The sequence below is a fragment of the Vibrio sp. 10N.261.51.F11 genome (genome assembly GCF_041471665.1).
GTDB lineage: Bacteria > Pseudomonadota > Gammaproteobacteria > Enterobacterales > Vibrionaceae > Vibrio > Vibrio crassostreae_C.
The window spans coordinates 17,153-32,976 of the sequence record NZ_JBFROW010000035.1 but is presented as its reverse complement, the minus strand read 5'-3'; the positions used below and the strand labels follow the sequence as shown (position 1 = coordinate 32,976).

The following is a 15,824-nucleotide window of genomic DNA, read 5'->3' as shown; positions in this document are numbered from 1 at the left end:
TTCCCAATCATCAAGGTTTCTAGCGGCTTTCGCCAGACAAAAAAATAGCTGTATCGGCTAACTGTCCTAAATAAGGCTCTAGTTATACCTCATACAGCTATCAATAAACATGATGTGTAGGGTTCACTTGTTGATGAATCATAATAATCAGTTCAAGTTGTGCTTATCTCGATTAACCACTTTTCTGCTGTGTACGATGGTGGCCGTGGTTATGCACGTGACGGTTTGGTGTAGGTAAACGGCGTGCGACAGCAATAGTTGAAGTTTGGGTGATTGAATACATAAAGGCACCTCCTCTAAGACATCGTGAACTACATATTCACTTTAATACTATGAAAGAAAGGTGCCAATTTTTAGAAATAGACGGAAATAAATTTCCCCCTCTATTATTACGCTTGTTCGCTCGCTAGCGTTGCTGAGCGATGAAACATTCTAAGTTGTTGAATTTCCTCTTTCCAGATCGTCGAATCAATGGTTTCCAAGATAAGAGGGATACCATTAAAGCGAGAATCAGAGGCAATATACTCAAAACAATCCCAGCCAATTTCGCCTTTTCCTAAAGAATGGTGTCGATCGACTCGGCTCGCGAACTCAGCTTTTGAATCATTGATGTGCATTGCTCTTAGATAGTGCATACCCACGATGCGGTCGAACTCAGCAAAAGTATGCTCACACGCCTCTTTTGTACGTAAGTCATAGCCAGCAGTAAACGTATGGCAGGTGTCTAAGCACACACCAACACGTGACTTATCTTCTACCTGTTCGATAATCTCTGCTAGATGTTCAAACTTCCAACCCAGATTAGTGCCCTGCCCAGACGTATTCTCGATCACTGCGATTACGTCAGGTACCGCTTGATGAGCTAGGTTGATCGATTCAGCGATCTTCGCCAAACATTCGCTTTCTGAGATTTTCTTTAAATGACTCCCAGGATGAAAATTCAAAAGCGTTAATCCAAGTTGATTACAACGCTCCATTTCATCAATAAAAGCCGCGCGTGATTTCTCTAGCTTCTCTTCTTCTGGTGCTCCTAGGTTAATAAGGTAGGAGTCATGAGGAAGAATGTGCTCAGCACCGAAGCCCAACATTTTGCAATTAGCTTTAAAGGCACTAATGGTTTTCGCTTCTAGCGGTTTTGCCGCCCACTGTCTCTGGTTCTTGGTAAACAGTGCAAACGCATTGGCGCCAATTTCACGTGCACGCATAGGCGCCTGATCAACTCCACCAGCAGCCGAGACATGAGCGCCAATAAACTTAATATTTGTTTCCGGTTTTGAGGATGAATTATTGTTTGTCATTAAATCACTTTACACTTTCAGAATGCTTAATAAATAAAGGGTCGTATCGGTTGTAGTTCAATAAAAACACAACAAATGTAGTAAACTTACAACAAATATGACTGTTAAATATTTTTTATACTTTAAAATATTTTGTAATTATTTTGTTTTCAAAGGTTTTATTGATTTACCTCAATATAATCACCTTTGTAAAAATGTGGTTTTTGGTTGTTTTTTGACTTAAATCAATGTTAACCTTACTAATATTAGGTATATATTACCCAGCTCAATAAAAATCGAAAGTTAACACCATAATCAAACCACATTCAGTGGACTAGGAGATAGTTATGATCCAAGGTATTCAAATTACTAAAGCAGCAAACGATGACCTACTAAACTCAATCTGGCTACTAGATAGCGAGAAGAATGAAGCTCGTTGTGTTGTTGCTACTGCAGGTTTCGAAGCTGACCAAGTTATCTCAGCTGCAGACCTAGGCGAGTACGAAAGCCGTGAAGTTGCAATCGAAGCAGCACCACGCATCGAAGGTGGCCAACACCTAAACGTTAACGTTCTTAAGCGTGAAACGCTAGAAGATGCAGTTGCTCACCCAGAGAACTACCCACAGCTAACTATCCGTGTATCGGGTTACGCTGTACGTTTCAACTCTCTAACAACTGAACAGCAACGTGACGTTATCGCACGTACGTTCACTGAGTCTCTATAATTTTTAGAGCTTAAATTAGAATACAAAAACGGCGCTCATTGAGCGCCGTTTTTATTTGTTCGAAAAACAAATGGACGTTACGGTTGAACTCGACGAAGCACAGCTTTTAGCGCTTCAAAATCGTTATCAAGATCTTCAGACAACAATTCCATCGCCGCGTGTTTTGCTAGCGGGCCAGGCAGTTCGATATCAGAACCTAGGATGTCATCAACCACTTCTTTGAATTTCGCTGGGTGTGCTGTACACAGGAACAAGCCAGTTTCGTTCTCTTGCAGTTGCTCTTCCAGTAGACGGTAAGCAATCGCACCATGTGGTTCACATAGGTAACCTTGTGCTTTTAGGTCGCGAACTGACTCAGCGCTCTGCTCGTCAGATACTTTACCTTTGCCTAGTGTATCTAAGCCCCAACCTTTCAGTTGGCAAAGCTCTTCGATACGAGGCCAGTTGTTTGGTTGGCTTACGTCCATCGCGTTCGATGTTGTCGCAACAGTCGGTTTTGGATCCCATTGACCTGTTTCTAGGTAACGAGGAACAGTGTCATTTTCGTTAGTTGCTGCGATAAAACGCTTAACAGGTAGACCTAGCGCTTTAGCCAATAGACCAGCCGTTAGGTTACCAAAGTTACCACTTGGTACAGAGATAACGAGGTTTTCACGTTGCTCTTTAGTCAGCTGAGAAGCCGCCTCAAAGTAGTAACAGATCTGAGCCATTAAACGGCTGATGTTGATCGAGTTTGCCGAATTAAGACCGATCTCTTTACGCAGTTCAGCGTCATCAAATGAGTCTTTAACTAGAGCCTGACACGCATCAAAGTCACCATCAATCGCCACAGTGTGGATGTTCTTGCCAAGCGTACAGAACAGCTTCTCTTGCAGTGGGCTGATCTTGCCTTTCGGGTAAAGAATCACAACATTGATGTCTTCCATGCCGTAGAAAGCATGCGCAACCGCCGCACCAGTATCACCTGATGTTGCCGTTAAGATAGTGATTTGACCACCATCAGAAACAGCTGCTAAAGATTGAGCCATAAAGCGGCCACCGAAATCTTTAAACGCCAGTGTTGGACCGTGGAAAAGCTCAAGCGCGTAAACGCCGTCTTTTACTTGGTTGATTGGTGCAGGGAATTGGAACGCTGCATCCACCATTTGGTCGATCTGTTCTTTTGGTAATTCATCACCAATCAATGCTGACAGAATCTTTGAGCTACGAGGGACAAAGTCCTCTGCTAGCAGCGCATCGATATCATCAAACTTTGGCAGTTCAGATGGGAAAAATAGACCTTGATTACGGCCTAAGCCTTGACGAACGGCTTGGCCAAAAGAGACTTGTTCATCATTTTCTTTGATGTTGTACAGTTTCATAACTCACTTCCTGTAACGATCGAACCCTGCTTATCTAGGCGACAAACGTGAACGAATCCTTCTTCATTTTGTACGTAATTTTGTTCTAACCAGCGTGCAACACGCTCGGCGACATCTTGTTCTTTGCAAATGCTAAATAGAGTTGGACCACTACCAGAAATACCAGTAGCCAGTGCCCCAGCTGACAGCGCGTATTTACGAGCATCAGCAAACCCTGGAAGCAGTTTCTCACGATATGGTTCAGCGATCACGTCTTTGATCATCTTCGCCGCCAGTTCAGGTTGACCTGAATGACACGCGTGGATAAAGCCCGCTAAGTGACGACCATGAGCAATAATATCCTGACGACGATATTGAGATGGTAGGATCTCTCTCGCTTCAGCCGTTGAAACCTTAATACCCGGATAAGCCATTACCCAGTACCAGTCGTCAAAACACGGTACTTCTTGGCTGATGATGCCTAGCTCTTCAAGCATGAGCTGCACACCACCAAGGTAACATGGCGCAACGTTATCGTAGTGGATACCACCTGAAATCTTGCCTTCCATTTCACCCATCAGAGCAAGCAGTTCAGTTTCATTCAGGGGCTGACCGTGAAAACGGTTTAGCGCATCCAGTGCCGCGACGATTGAACATGCACTAGAACCCAAACCTGAACCGATAGGCATGTTCTTTTCTAGTGTCATTTCTAAAGGCTTTAGCGTAACGCCTTTTTTATCAAGCTCTCTCGAGAACACCACCCAGCAGTCGTAAACGATGTTTTCTTTTGCTTCAGTTGGCAGCTTAGAAACAAAGCTGCCTGCAGTTTTAAGTGAGAATGGTTCATCACCGGCTTTAACCATAACTCGGTCACCTAGCAGCGTGCCATCCACTGGAGACACAGCGGCCCCCAGCACATCAAACCCTACACTGACATTACCGATTGATGCAGGAGCATAAACGACAACATCCATATCACTTGAACTCATTCTTAAACTCCTAATTTCCAACCAAGAGTACGCATCACATCAGAGAATACGCCAGCAGCTGTTACTTCAGTACCCGCGCCGTAGCCACGCAGTACTAGAGGGATTGGTTGGTAGTAACGGCTGTAGAATGCTAATGCGTTCTCGCCATCTTTAATCTTGAACATTGGGTCGTCGCCATCAACAGCAGCGATACGAACCTTACACTTACCTTCAGCGATTTCACCCACATAACGAAGTACTTTACCTTCTTCTGCTGCGATAGCTGACTGCTCTTTGAAGTAAGCATCCGCTTCTGGTAGGCGAGCCATGAACTCTTCAACCGTACCTGAATCATCAAAACCCGGTGGCAGAGCTTGGTCTACTTCAACATCTTCAAGTTCAAGCGCCATGCCTGCTTCACGAGCAAGAATAAGCAACTTACGCGCCACATCCATACCAGATAGATCATCTCGAGGATCCGGTTCAGTGAAGCCGTTATCTTTTGCAATATTGGTTGCCTGGCTCAGTGTCATACCTTCATCAAGCTTGCCGAAGATGTAAGACAGTGAACCTGAAAGAATGCCGTTGAACTTCTCAAGTTCATCACCTGCAGAGATAAGGTTCTGTAGGTTTTCGATGACCGGTAGACCTGCACCTACTGTTGTCTCGTACATCAGCTTACGACGTGAGTTGCGTGCAACTTCACGAAGCTGATGGTAGTAAGCCATGCTTGCTGTGTTTGCTTTCTTGTTTGGTGTTACTACGTGGAAACCAGCCGCTAGGAAATCAGCGTACTGCGCCGCAATACCTTCGCTAGACGTACAATCAACCAATACTGGGTTGATGATATGGTTACGTTGAACCAAAGCCGCTAAACGCGCTAGGCTGAACTCTTCAGTCGCACTCGACATACGGTCACGCCACTGCTCTAACGGTAGACCATCGCTGTCTAGCAACAAACCTTTACTGTTTGCTAAACCACATACGCGAATCACGATGCCTTTTTCAGCCAGTTTGCCTTGCTGACGTTGGATCTGGTCAACAAGCTCGCCACCAACACCGCCGACACCCACAACGAATACATCTAGGAAGTGCTTAGAGTTAAATAGGTTCTCGTGACACGCTTTGATTGCTTCAGAGATTTTGTCTTCAGGGATAACCGCTGAAATAGCGCGCTCTGAAGAACCTTGAGCAATAGCAACAATGTTGACGTTCACTTCAGCTAAAGAAGAGAAGAACTGAGATGCTACGCCACGTGAAGTGCGCATACCGTCACCCACCAGCGTTACAATCGCAACGTCATCCATGAACTCAACCGGCTCTAACAGGCCATCTTTAAGTTCAAGTTCAAACGCGTCTGACAACACTTGTTTCGCTTTCACCTTATCAGCCGATTCAATACAGAAGCTGATGCTGTACTCAGAAGAAGATTGAGTAATAAGGACAATAGAAACGCCAGCAGAAGACATCGCGCCGAATACACGACTCGCCATACCTACCATGCCCTTCATGCCTGGGCCTGATACGTTAACCATGGTTAGGTCACTTAGCGTCGTAATACCTTTGATTGCTAGGTTATCTTCGCCAGTGTCTTGGCCAATCAAAGTACCTGCGCCTTGTGGGTTGAAGCTGTTTTTGATCAGACAAGGAATGTGGAATTGCGCAATAGGAGCAATGGTTTTCGGGTGTAGAACCGAAGCACCAAAGTAAGAAAGCTCCATCGCCTCTTGGTAGCTAAGAGACTTGAGCAGACGAGCATCATCAACTAAGCGTGGGTCACAGTTGTAAACGCCATCGACATCAGTCCAGATTTCACAGCAATCAGCACGTAGACACGCCGCTAACACAGCCGCTGAGTAGTCAGAACCATTACGACCTAGTGTGACTAGCTCACCTTTTTCATTACCCGCAGTAAAGCCAGGCATGATGTTAACGTGACCTTTAGGAAGTGGAGATTGTTGGAAGTTCTGAGTAGAGACATCCACATCGACCATAGCTTCAAGGTGATCGCCTTTAGCGTATAGGTATTGGACAGGGTCAATCAGGCTTGCTGGTTGGCCTTTCGCTTCCAGTACCGCTTTCATTAACTGGATAGAGATTCGCTCACCTTTACTGATGATGCGAGCATTAACGTGGTTCGGGCACATACCAAGTAGGTTGATGCCATTCACGAACTGCTTTAGCTGAGCAAGAGAGGTATCCACCTGCTCTTGAAACGCGGCACCATCGATAGAAGGCACGACCGCTTTGATCTCTGCAAACAGTGTGTTAAATGAAGATTCGATCTCTGTAATCTGTGCGTCAGCTTCACCATTTTTCAGTGCAGCTTCAATAACAGCGACCAACTTATTGGTTGTTTTTCCTGGAGCCGATAGTACAACGGCTAGCTCTTCTTGCTGGGCATTATTAGCGATGATATCAGCCGCTCGTAAAAAACGATCTGCATCAGCTAATGATGAACCTCCAAACTTTAAAACGCGCATCCCTTTCTCCATAAGTCATAAAAATGGTACAAAAAAAGGCCTGTATCTTGTTGGATACAGGCCTTTTTTTTTAAAATCCGTTACTTAGCAGCCTGCCCCAACAATGTTAATGTCGGTAATAATAATGGTTGTGGTCATTACTAGGTGGCTTACGTGCTGCATATCAAATTCTCTGCTTGTGCTTTACTCTACGTGTATCAATTTTTACCACTGGACGTCAATGAAAAGTTGCGTTTTTTTTACATTCGCACCGTTTTTCAGAGCAAACCGTCATTTAAGGGATAAAACACCCTGTATAAACCTTCACTTAAGATACTGGATTTACTCATTGAACAGGCAAGAGTGATCAATTGCATATATAGTCATAACAAAATGCTATATCGATTGTGCAGCGAACGTACAAGTTCTGTGCTTTAATTGAACGATAACGTTCGAAGAACAATAATAATGACATCAGGAGTGGGAAATGAAGAGATTACTTATTCTTTTGGCTTTTGCTATGCCTGTTGTTTGTTCAGCGAATAGCTTGCCTCTACTACCCAGCCAGATCGATAGTTCTTCTCATAAATTCTTTATCTCCACACAAAACGCGTCGAGTGAAAGCTTCGATACTTGGAAGATAGACAGTGGCTACTCTTATAGCTTGTTTTCAGATGTAGATCTTTACGTCGGTACACGTATCAATAGTGCGGCACTGAAACAGGAAAGTGGATTCTTGAGTGGTGTCAGTTATCAGTTCTCAGAAAGAGTCTCTTTTAACAGTTCTCTACACACCTATAAAGACGAGACCGAAGACAATGAGAAATCGGTAGCCGCAGAGGTTTCCAGCCGAGTGCAACTAACAGATAACCTAGATTTGCATGCCACCCTTGATTATGAAGAGTGGCAGCAAGGTGTTGAAGTGGGACTAGGGTTTCGCTTTTAGTCTCTTTAGCTTGTTCTTTATTAACAGATTAGTGCGGATTGAGATCCAAACTTTTAGTACATCACAAACCATTCCCCGTTTAGTACATCACAAACCATTCCCCGTTTAGTACATCACAAACCATTCCCCGTTCTAATCTATCAACGGCATTCAATTTGAGTCAGTTACGATTCAATTAACAGCTCAGATGAAATTAACACGCCATTCCAATCGGCATAAATATAGTCACCAGGCTGAATCAGTTGATTATGTATAGAGAGTGTCACATTCACTTGGCCGACACCGCGTTTCTCTGTTTTGAATGGCGATGCACCTAACGCCTGAACGCCAAGGTCCATTTGCGACATCATGCCTACATCACGCACCGCACCGTTTACAATCACGCCTTCCCAACCGTTTTCTATCGCGAGAATAGCGAGTTGATCGCCAAGCAGCGCCTTCTGGCATGAGCCATTTCCGTCAACGACAAGCACTTTGCCACAGCCGTCGGTCTCTAAAACCTCGCGAACCTTGGAATTATCGTGATAACAACGAACTGTTACAATTTTTCCAAAGAACGCACCACGTTGGCCGAAGTTCTGCAATGGCATGTTCAGTAGGGTGACTTCGCTTTCAAACTCATCACACAAGTCGGGTGTTATATCGTGCATATATCCTCCGTGAGTAAGGCGTTACCGGTTATGTCAGGCTAGCCTCTATGCTTTTATATGTTATTAAAATTAATCCTTTGTTTTCATTGTTCTATGCTCAATTTATTACTCAATAAAAGTTGATTGAGCATATTTATCTACTAGACTCTTAAGACAGCTTTCAGCTTCCTTGGTTCATAATCCGGTCTTTAGCAGGCAAGATGTGCGAAGCATCTCGAATAATCATTCTTGTTTTGGTGCTAAATAGTCACCATAACATTGGTTAAGTTGTAGCCATACTATTAAAGTTTGTTGCGATACGGCAATTGATGTAAATCAACAAAGTGAATGGAATTAACATTCTCGCGTTGTTAGCATGCTGTTAACATTATAGAATCCACTCCAATCACTAAAAGAATGATTGAAAGGCGTACTGGATCTACGTTATTGGGCAATACTTCAAGGAAGGCAGATAGCTGGAAGTAAGTGTTTTTTTGAAAACTTTAAGTTATCATCAAAAATACATTACCTGTATGTTATGTTTTTGCCTAGAATTTATTCTATTAGCACAGTTTCGTCACAAATTTAGGTACCGCCAAATGCAAACCCCGCAGATTCTTATCGTTGAAGATGAGCAAGTAACTCGTAACACTCTAAAGAGTATTTTTGAAGCAGAGGGATATGCTGTTTTTGAGGCTAGCGACGGTGAAGAGATGCACCAAGTGCTATCTGACAACCAAGTTAACCTTGTAATTATGGACATCAACCTTCCAGGTAAGAATGGCCTACTACTTGCGCGTGAACTACGTGAGCAAGCAAACGTAGCGCTTATGTTCTTAACTGGTCGTGATAATGAAGTTGATAAGATCCTTGGCCTAGAGATCGGCGCTGATGACTACATCACTAAGCCTTTCAACCCTCGTGAACTGACTATCCGTGCACGCAACCTTCTGAACCGTTCAATGAGCACAAGCTCTGTTCAAGAAGAGAAGCGTAGCGTTGAGAAGTATGAGTTCAACGGTTGGGTACTAGATATCAACAGTCGTTCTCTGGTTAGCCCAGATGGCGAAGGCTACAAGCTACCTCGTTCAGAGTTCCGTGCTCTACTTCACTTCTGTGAGAACCCAGGTAAGATCCAAACACGTGCTGACCTTCTTAAGAAGATGACTGGCCGTGAGCTTAAGCCACACGATCGTACTGTAGACGTAACAATCCGTCGTATTCGTAAGCACTTTGAATCTGTTTCTGGTACGCCAGAAATCATCGCAACGATTCACGGTGAAGGCTACCGCTTTTGTGGTGACCTAGAAGACTAATTCGATTCGCGCTTCTTACCATTTAGCACTACTCACCAGTAAGTGTTATTAACAATAGAAGCGTCATCAATAGTTATTAAAAAGGGAGAATGCCAACGCATTCTCCCTTTTTTATTGTTCTTAATTGGATAAGGTTTTAGTAAACCGTATCCACCTTAACGTCTTTCTCTACTAACCACTTCACGGTTTCGCCATCTTTAAGTTCAACCGCTACATCAACAGGCTTGTCGCTGTCGATCTCTAGCTGCCATACAAACGCGACTTCCCATTGAGTTTCACTGTGTGTTCTTAAATCAAGATCGTCAGCCGTTACCAACAAGGTGTCTGCACCCTGTTTAACCGTAACACTCTCAACCGCAAGCGTTGCTGGCAGTTGTGAATCTGACTCTAGGTAGATAGAACCATGTAGGGTCTTATCTTGAGTCTCGCCAATCGTTGGCATCTTGTTGTGCCAAAGGTTGCTTTTCATGGTAACTGTTGCCGCAGATACTTCGACTTGATTATCTTGCTGCCATTCTACTTGTGGCGTAGAACAACCCGCTAATGCCACTACACATGCGGCGAATGCTAATTTTTTCATTATTCTTCTACCTTTGATTTAACCAACTCTTTAAAACTTCAATGTCATTCTGGTATTCGTTATTTATCTCATCAACCCAATCTGAAATGTTCTCCCACCACGCAGGCAAATCTGGAGATTGAGCTTTCTGGGCAACTTGTTGGATGCGTTTCAGACCAATAGAACCTGCAGCACCTTTAATCTTATGTGCCTCAGAAACGATACTGGCTTTATCTTTCGCGACCATGTTGGAGTTCAATATTTCCATATACTCCGGCATCATATCTTCGAACATCGCGATGCTATCCAAAACCGGTTTCGGTCCAACAATATCAACATAAGACTCTAGCATATCAATATCAAGCAAAATGGTATCAATTTCTGAAAGAACAGGCTTACTCGCGTCGACTTTATCAATGCTCTCAACCTTATCGGTGCCCGCTACCTTCTCAATTACCTCTGGTGCATCTTCGATAAGTTCACTGATGACATCTTGGATAGCTCGAACCGACAAAGGTTTACTGATCGCTTCGTCCATGCCTTTCTGGAAGTACTCTTGCTTGTTGTTTAATACGTTCGCAGTTAACGCCACCAAAGGCGGTAGCTGGCTGTATTTCTCGCGGTAGTATTGAGCAATATCGAAACCCGTCATATCTGGCAGTTGGATATCCAACAACACCAAATCATAGTCTTCAGGATTGAAAGCAATTTGCGCCTCTTTACCCGTCATCACGACTGTCACTTCATGGCCAAGGCTTTCAAGTAGAGAGCGAGCCACTGTGATATTGAGTTCAATGTCTTCGACCATAAAGATCTTAAGATTCGACTGTTTTCTTGGCGTTTTGATCAGAGCCTGAGTATCGTGATTCACTGGAACTCGAATCGAAACCGTAAAGGTACTGCCAAAGCCCTCTTCACTGATGACTTCAATGTGGCCATCCATCATATTAATTAGCTGTTGAGAGACAGCGAGACCAATACCCGTGCCGACAGCGTGCAAGTTGTCCGTGCCCGATTTCACCTGATAGTACATCGCGAAGATCTTCTCGATTTCACTTTCAGGGATACCAATACCAGTATCTTCCACTTCCATCGTAATGTTGGCAAAGTCACCATCAATGTCGGCGCTGACTGTCATCACCACTCCACCATCTTTGGTGAACTTCATCGCGTTACTAACAAGGTTCCACAGTACCTGTCTAAGACGAGTACCATCCACCTCAACAGCAGCTGGAAGATCAGACAATCTTTCTAGATCGAACCTTAACCCTTTCTGCTCAGCCATCAACGCAGAGATACTTTCGATCTCGACAACGAAATCTTCAAAGTTAATAGGCGTAGGGAAGAGTTCAAGCTTACGGCGGTCGAACTTATCCATATCAATAATATCGTTGAAGATATTACCCAGTGTCACCGCGCTCACCTTGATGGTTTGCATCTGCTTGCGCTGTTCGGTGGTCAGTTGGCTATCAAGCAGCATGCGGCTCAAGCCAATGATGCCGTTGAGCGGCGTTCTTAACTCGTGGCTAATAGTTGAGATAAAGGTGGTCTTATCGCGGCTGGCTTTTTCTAACGACTCTTGATGCTCTTTACGCTCAGTAATATCGCGGCCAAAACCAACCAAGCCCAAGTGACGACCATCTTTGCTGTAGAAAGGCACTTTACGCAGTTCGAAGTAACTCTTGCGGCCATCTGGGTATTCAAGCCATTGGTCATAAGTCAGTGCTTGGTTGTCAGCAAATACTTTCTTATCGGTTTCAACAACTTGCTGAGCGACCTCTTTACTGTAAACATCCCAAGGAGTTAAACCAACTAGCTCTTTTTCTGTTTTACCAGTGAGCTCTTCAACCGCACGGTTACAACCAGAGAACACACCATCTTCATTACGGTAGTAAATAAGGTCAGGCGAGGCATCGATAAACGAGCGTAACAGTGCAGTACGTTCTGCGAGTTCAAGCTGAGTACGCTCGCGCTGGAACACCTCGTTTTCGAGATCTTGCATTGCTTCTGCGCGCGCTTCTTCCGCTTTTTCACGCTCTTCAATTTCTTGATTAAGCTTCTCGATATTGAGCTGCATTTTATTGTTGAGTTCTTGGTCTCGCTCACGCATGTCGCCAAGTTTAGAGACCAATTTCGCTAACCTTTGACGTGATTCTTCCAACTGGTCCACGACCACTGACAGAAAATAAACCGCCCAAGGCGTGATCACTAAACCGAAGAAAACTGAACGGACAATGTCGATGTCATCAACATTGCCTTTGAGTGCAAGGGTGATACCGACTTGCACAACAACAGCGAGGGCAACAAGCGCTAGGGCGAGTAAGATAGAAAAGCGGACAATCCCCAGTTTTACGAGTAGATCCACGTAATACTGGGCAAGATTTTTCATGGGTTTCATTTAGCGCTCCATGCGATAAGACTAGCAACATTCTACCCTGTTTGAAGATGGGAGGTAAGCTAGCTACATCACACGCAGCAAGTGTTCAGCGGTAATTTCGAAGGTTAATTAACCAATACAAATACTAACTAAGCAAAAATAGCCGGGGATAATCAAATTGCCAATTTTATAGCGTTAGCGAATTGAGTATGGATGCACCATTGAACGGTTGCGACCGTCTGATTTCGCTTGATACAACGCACTATCAGCCAAGGCAACAGCCGATTCCATTTCATCATCAGGTGTAGGAATGTAAGAGATAATACCAATACTCACCGTGATGAATTCAGAGACTGTCGACTTCTCATGCGCAAGTTCCAATTTTAGGACTTCATCATGAATACGCTGCGCCACCAGCTGAGCACCTTCGGTCGTTGTATTTGGCAGAATAAAGCCGAACTCTTCACCACCATAACGAGCCACACAATCAGATGAACGATTCAACACCTGCTTAAATGCCTGAGAAACCTGAATCAAAGCATCATCGCCTTGTTGGTGTCCGTAAAAGTCGTTGTAGCCTTTAAAGAAGTCGATATCACATAGCATGATCGTCAGTGGCAGCTTCTCACGCACATGATAATGCCACAGTGTAGAGAGCTGTTCATCGAAACGACGTCGGTTAGACACTTTAGTCAGGCTATCCATAAAGCTGAGGCGTTCAAGTTCAAGGTTGGCTTCTTCAAGCTTTTGTTCTGCTAGATAACGCTCTGTAATATCACGCGCCATGATCAACACACCATTAGTGCTCGATGCTGGATCTCTAAACGGTGATTTGACTACATCATACCAAGTAAATGTTCCATCACTTGAGACCACTTTGTCGATATAACGCAGTGATTTACTTTGATGAAGCACTTGATGATCGGTTTCTGATATTCGCGTATAGATGCTATGTGGCACCACATCTTGTAAACGTTTACCGATCAAGTCACTGACTTCAGAGATACCCAGCGCAGCCACAAATGGTTTATTACACGCTTGATAAACCATGTTTTCATTAAAGATACCAATCGAGTCTGGGCTGGCCTCCAGGAGGTTTTGCAAGATGGTGTCACGCTGCGCAAGTGCCACTTCGGTATCTTTTCGCTTCTCCATCTCGCCACGCAGTTTCTGCTGCATGTCATGCCAATCGGTCACATCATGACTAATAGAGAGCGTGCCGATGGTTTCTCCATCTTGGGAAAGCAGCACACTTTGGTAGGTTTCAAGCAAGCAGCTTTTTCCATCTTGATCTGTAGTCCAAGAGCGTTCACTTACACGACCTTTTAATACTCCACCAGAAACACTCAGGGTGCCCTCTTCAGCACGACCATGCCAAAACTTTTTAAACGAGCGATTACTCGTCACTAACTGACCTTTCTGATCTTTCACGTAGATCAGCTCAGACAAAGAATCCAAAGCGGTACGAGCAACATTCAGTTCTCGAACTTCTTGGGACAGTTCTTCGTTAGTGTTTTTATAAGGTGAGGCGTGAATCATCCAAGCCTGCTTATTTCTAAAATGGATCTTACGACCGATCAAGTTGATCTTGAACGACTCAAATTCAGAAAGCGCCCACAGGGAGACCTGCTCGAAGGCTCGAGAGTTGATGTGGTTGGTTAAGTAGTGACGAAAGCTGTTCTCGCTTTCCACAGTAGGAAAGCGAAAATTAACACCGATTTGGCGGATACCAAGCAACTGCATGGCTTGGCGATTGGCATAGAGTATTTCGCCACTTCGAACATCAACAAAGTAGAGTGGCGACGGGGTAGCAAGTAGAAGCGTTTCGATATGCGACTGATAACGAGAATAGAGATGCCAGCAGATGAGAGCAATCAGCAATACAACAACGATATAAATACCGTAGCCATACGCCCTGTCCCACAACCAAGTCATTACCAGTTCCATTTACTCTCAATCTATACCATAAAATCTGCTAGGGAAATGTTACCACTATTTATTGGTTTTATCTGCTGTTACCTACAGTCACCCATTTCTATTAATTGGCCGCGTTTAAAACAGGCAACGTGTACTCGAATGCAGAGCCCGTTTTGATGCCTTGAGCACCGGTTTTATCCAACGAACGACCTATTTCAGTCATCGCTAACCAGCGGTTCTCACACCATAAAGGAGAAAGTAAGGTTGGGCGTCTCGCCGCTGAAGAAACACGGTGATAAACCACGTCCGCAGGCGTGCGTTGAATGATCTCACTCGCGATATCGATGTACTCTTCAAGGCTTGGGGCTTCTAGCTTTCCGGTCTTCCACGCCTTAGCCATGGTACTGCCCTCTACTATATGAAGGCCGTGCAGCTTAATACCATCGGTGCCAACGGCTAATACCTTGTCTAAGGTTTCAAGGTTATCCGCTTTGGTTTCTTTTGGTAGGCCAACAATCAGATGAGTACACACCTTGATACCTAAAGCGCGTGCGCGTTGGGTGATCGTTTCATACACTGCAAAATCGTGGCCGCGGTTAATTCGCTTGAGGGTTTTATCATTGGCGGTTTGCAGGCCAAGCTCGAGCCAAATCTCATAGCCTTGTTTAACGTAGCCCGCTAACAGATCCAACACCGCATCAGGCACACAGTCTGGTCGCGTACCAACACAAAGGCCGACGATCTCTGCACCGGGTGCTTTTAGCGCCTCTTCATACATATTCTTGAGCACTTGCACCTCAGCATAAGTGCTGGTGTACGCCTGAAAGTAAGCCAGGTACTTCTTGGCACGAGCAATCTCACCCGCACGATCTTTTAGCTGGTCAGCAATACTTTGAATTTGAGTTTGTTCATCGGCAAAGGAAGCCACGTTACAAAACGTGCAACCTCCACGGCCAATTGTCCCGTCTCGGTTTGGGCAGCTGAAACCACCATGAAGCGTCAGCTTGTGAACCTTCTCGCCATAACGGCGTTGAAGGTCTTGGCCGATAGTATTGACCAACTCGTGTAATTGCATATTTTCAAAGCACTCAAGTAAATAAGAATGAATATCAGTCTTTTTTGAAAAAAAATTACATCCCTGCAAAATTCGACCAATTAGTTTACTCAAGGCTTTTTGCGAGCAACCTAACAAATATCAATAAACATGCAAAAAATCGGCTCTATTCGCCTAATGTTGCACATTTGTTAGGCATTAAATTCAAAATAAAACGAAAAAAATGGTCTACATGGGTCAACTTTCATTGCAAT

At 44.4% G+C, this 15,824-nt stretch carries 12 protein-coding genes, 1 pseudogene and 1 other annotated feature; of the genes and pseudogenes, 4 read left to right on the top strand and 9 right to left on the bottom strand.

Annotation, left to right across the window (positions count from 1 at the left end; all coding sequences use genetic code 11):
• Window positions 1-389: 389 nt before the first annotated feature.
• Entirely contained in the window at window positions 390-1,298 is a 909-nt protein-coding gene (nfo, locus tag AB4351_RS12295; protein ID WP_017062881.1) for a deoxyribonuclease IV, read from the bottom strand.
• A gap of 326 nt (window positions 1,299-1,624) precedes the next feature.
• Between nfo and grcA the strand changes: the two genes are divergently transcribed.
• Complete coding sequence (gene grcA, locus AB4351_RS12290; RefSeq protein WP_017059315.1) at window positions 1,625-2,002, top strand: autonomous glycyl radical cofactor GrcA; 378 nt, start codon at window positions 1,625-1,627, stop codon at window positions 2,000-2,002.
• A gap of 77 nt (window positions 2,003-2,079) precedes the next feature.
• Here the strand turns inward: grcA and thrC are convergent, their stop codons facing one another.
• The 3 genes from thrC to thrA are packed head-to-tail and all read right to left on the bottom strand — an operon-like array spanning window position 2,080 to window position 6,793.
• Entirely contained in the window at window positions 2,080-3,363 is a 1,284-nt protein-coding gene (gene thrC, locus AB4351_RS12285) for a threonine synthase (RefSeq protein ID WP_017059314.1), read from the bottom strand.
• Entirely contained in the window at window positions 3,360-4,316 is a 957-nt protein-coding gene (gene thrB, locus AB4351_RS12280; RefSeq protein ID WP_032545653.1) for a homoserine kinase, read from the bottom strand. Before thrB ends, thrC begins: the two co-directional genes overlap by 4 nt.
• Window positions 4,317-4,333: 17 nt before the next feature.
• On the bottom strand, window positions 4,334-6,793 hold the full coding sequence (gene thrA, locus AB4351_RS12275) for a bifunctional aspartate kinase/homoserine dehydrogenase I (RefSeq protein ID WP_017059312.1): 2,460 nt from the start codon (window positions 6,791-6,793) through the stop codon (window positions 4,334-4,336).
• 29 nt (window positions 6,794-6,822) lie between these two features.
• Window positions 6,823-6,942, bottom strand: a sequence feature (Thr leader region).
• Between the two features lie 317 nt (window positions 6,943-7,259).
• Between thrA and AB4351_RS12270 the strand changes: the two genes are divergently transcribed.
• Window positions 7,260-7,718 carry a hypothetical protein gene (locus AB4351_RS12270; protein WP_017070076.1) on the top strand — a complete coding sequence of 153 codons (459 nt, stop codon included), beginning with the start codon at window positions 7,260-7,262 and terminating at the stop codon, window positions 7,716-7,718.
• 164 nt (window positions 7,719-7,882) lie between these two features.
• On the opposite strand, the gene AB4351_RS12265 is transcribed toward AB4351_RS12270, so the two are convergent.
• Window positions 7,883-8,368 (bottom strand): putative 4-hydroxy-4-methyl-2-oxoglutarate aldolase, encoded by a 486-nt coding sequence (locus AB4351_RS12265; protein ID WP_017059310.1) that lies wholly within the window; start codon window positions 8,366-8,368, stop codon window positions 7,883-7,885.
• Between the two features lie 47 nt (window positions 8,369-8,415).
• On the opposite strand from AB4351_RS12265, the pseudogene AB4351_RS12260 reads away from it, so the two are divergent.
• Window positions 8,416-8,517, top strand: a pseudogene (locus tag AB4351_RS12260) (ribonuclease activity regulator protein RraA); the annotation flags it as partial.
• Between the two features lie 429 nt (window positions 8,518-8,946).
• Window positions 8,947-9,663 carry a two-component system response regulator ArcA gene (gene arcA / locus AB4351_RS12255; protein ID WP_004741534.1) on the top strand — a complete coding sequence of 239 codons (717 nt, stop codon included), beginning with the start codon at window positions 8,947-8,949 and terminating at the stop codon, window positions 9,661-9,663.
• 136 nt (window positions 9,664-9,799) lie between these two features.
• On the opposite strand, the gene AB4351_RS12250 is transcribed toward arcA, so the two are convergent.
• The 4 genes from AB4351_RS12250 to AB4351_RS12235 all read right to left on the bottom strand — a co-directional run bounded on the left by AB4351_RS12250 (window position 9,800) and on the right by AB4351_RS12235 (window position 15,591).
• Complete coding sequence (locus tag AB4351_RS12250) at window positions 9,800-10,243, bottom strand: hypothetical protein (RefSeq protein ID WP_017070077.1); 444 nt, start codon at window positions 10,241-10,243, stop codon at window positions 9,800-9,802.
• Between the two features lie 7 nt (window positions 10,244-10,250).
• Window positions 10,251-12,620, bottom strand: a complete 2,370-nt coding sequence (gene arcB / locus AB4351_RS12245; RefSeq protein ID WP_017059308.1) for an aerobic respiration two-component sensor histidine kinase ArcB — start codon at window positions 12,618-12,620, stop codon at window positions 10,251-10,253.
• 174 nt (window positions 12,621-12,794) lie between these two features.
• Entirely contained in the window at window positions 12,795-14,546 is a 1,752-nt protein-coding gene (locus AB4351_RS12240; RefSeq protein WP_017059307.1) for a diguanylate cyclase domain-containing protein, read from the bottom strand.
• 91 nt (window positions 14,547-14,637) lie between these two features.
• Window positions 14,638-15,591: a TIGR01212 family radical SAM protein gene (locus AB4351_RS12235; RefSeq protein WP_372126151.1), complete on the bottom strand. Its 954-nt coding sequence runs from the start codon at window positions 15,589-15,591 to the stop codon at window positions 14,638-14,640.
• Window positions 15,592-15,824: the final 233 nt, after the last annotated feature.

Excerpts from the sequence above, each read along its gene's own strand:
- nfo (WP_017062881.1), bottom strand. The coding sequence starts at position 1,298 with ATGACAAACAATAATTCATCCTCAAAACCGGAAACAAATATTAAGTTT.
- grcA (WP_017059315.1), top strand. The coding sequence starts at position 1,625 with ATGATCCAAGGTATTCAAATTACTAAAGCAGCAAACGATGACCTACTA.
- thrC (WP_017059314.1), bottom strand. The coding sequence starts at position 3,363 with ATGAAACTGTACAACATCAAAGAAAATGATGAACAAGTCTCTTTTGGC.
- thrB (WP_032545653.1), bottom strand. The coding sequence starts at position 4,316 with ATGGATGTTGTCGTTTATGCTCCTGCATCAATCGGTAATGTCAGTGTA.
- thrA (WP_017059312.1), bottom strand. The coding sequence starts at position 6,793 with ATGCGCGTTTTAAAGTTTGGAGGTTCATCATTAGCTGATGCAGATCGT.
- AB4351_RS12270 (WP_017070076.1), top strand. The coding sequence starts at position 7,260 with ATGAAGAGATTACTTATTCTTTTGGCTTTTGCTATGCCTGTTGTTTGT.
- AB4351_RS12265 (WP_017059310.1), bottom strand. The coding sequence starts at position 8,368 with ATGCACGATATAACACCCGACTTGTGTGATGAGTTTGAAAGCGAAGTC.
- arcA (WP_004741534.1), top strand. The coding sequence starts at position 8,947 with ATGCAAACCCCGCAGATTCTTATCGTTGAAGATGAGCAAGTAACTCGT.
- AB4351_RS12250 (WP_017070077.1), bottom strand. The coding sequence starts at position 10,243 with ATGAAAAAATTAGCATTCGCCGCATGTGTAGTGGCATTAGCGGGTTGT.
- arcB (WP_017059308.1), bottom strand. The coding sequence starts at position 12,620 with ATGAAACCCATGAAAAATCTTGCCCAGTATTACGTGGATCTACTCGTA.
- AB4351_RS12240 (WP_017059307.1), bottom strand. The coding sequence starts at position 14,546 with ATGGAACTGGTAATGACTTGGTTGTGGGACAGGGCGTATGGCTACGGT.
- AB4351_RS12235 (WP_372126151.1), bottom strand. The coding sequence starts at position 15,591 with ATGCAATTACACGAGTTGGTCAATACTATCGGCCAAGACCTTCAACGC.